Below are 1,110 nucleotides of genomic sequence, written 5' to 3'. Positions count from 1 at the left end.
GGTGCGGTCCGTACGGCCCATGTGGATTCTCTGTCTGCTACACCTTGCCCGATATAGCAGATAGAGAATCCACATCACGATGGTTCGGCTTTTCATAGTCGTTCTGGTATTGACCGGCCGTACGGAATTTGGGTCATGCTGTAGGAAGCGTCTCCGTTGCTTCTGGGCTTCGGCCAGTGTTGTGCGTGGAGGAGACGGACCTGCCACCAGGGGTCGTCCTCGGGCGGCCCGCTCTTCTCGGAGCGTCGCAGGGCGCGAGGAGTGGGCAGTTCCAGAATGAGCGGCCGTCCCTTGGCGGTGCGGCGCTGGTGGTCGCAGGCCGGGCACTCCAGGCGGTCCGGGTGAACCTTCTCGCCCAGCTCGTCTGGGGAGTCATGCGCGCCGCCGAGCGGACCGTGGCAGGTATGGCACGGGTGCAGGGCGTCGTTATAGGCGCGGGCGGCGAGCAGCGCCTTGCGCAGCTTCGCCAGCTCGGCGTCCTGCTCGGCCTTGGCGGCCCGCTTCTGCTCGGCTTTCTCCTGGTCCTCGCGTTCTTGGCGGCGCTGGTCGATCAGGTCCCAGTCGGGTTCGTCGTTGAGGGCGTCGGTGAGGGAGTGCCAGCCGGGCCGGCCGAAGCGCCACCAGGTGGGTCCTTGCCAGCCGTGCTCGCGCAGGCGCTCGACGGTGGTGCCGAGCACGGGGATCTTGCCGTGGAAGGTGGCGTACGCGACGCCTTCCTGCTCGCCCGCCCAGCCCTGCCAGTGCTCGCTGGTGGCGTCGCGCAGGCCTTTCAGGCGCTGTGCCAGGGCCTCGGGGCTGTAACGGGGGCGGCTGCCCCTGGTGCCCTGGTCCAGGACGAACAGGACGGGCGGGCGGACGGTGCGACGGTGGCTGTAGCCGTACTCGGGCTCGGGTGCGTTGTAGCGGACCTCGACCTCCAGGCGCTCCTGGCCGCCGTCCTGGACGGTGCGGTCGAAGTAGCGCTTGTAGTTGTCGAGCTTGCCGGCGACCTTGCGGATGTCGGTCATGGTGCCCCGGTCGAGCTCCAGGAAGAGGACCGGGATGCCGATCTCGGGCAGGCGGACGACGGCGTCGGGGATGACGTTGAACTTGCCGGTGATGGTGTGGGGT

Annotated in this window: 1 protein-coding gene; it reads right to left on the bottom strand. The window is 68.1% G+C overall.

Annotated features, from left to right (window positions below; genetic code table 11):
- Positions 1-92: 92 nt before the first annotated feature.
- Positions 93-1,110: replication-relaxation family protein (locus ACFVSW_RS28010; protein ID WP_387319895.1), on the bottom strand; the 1,018-nt coding region annotated here is incomplete at its 5' end.

It is taken from the genome of Neobacillus sp. NPDC058068 (genome assembly GCF_042885335.1).
Lineage (GTDB): Bacteria > Bacillota > Bacilli > Bacillales > Cytobacillaceae > Neobacillus.
This window is presented reverse-complemented; position numbering and strand designations above follow the sequence as displayed.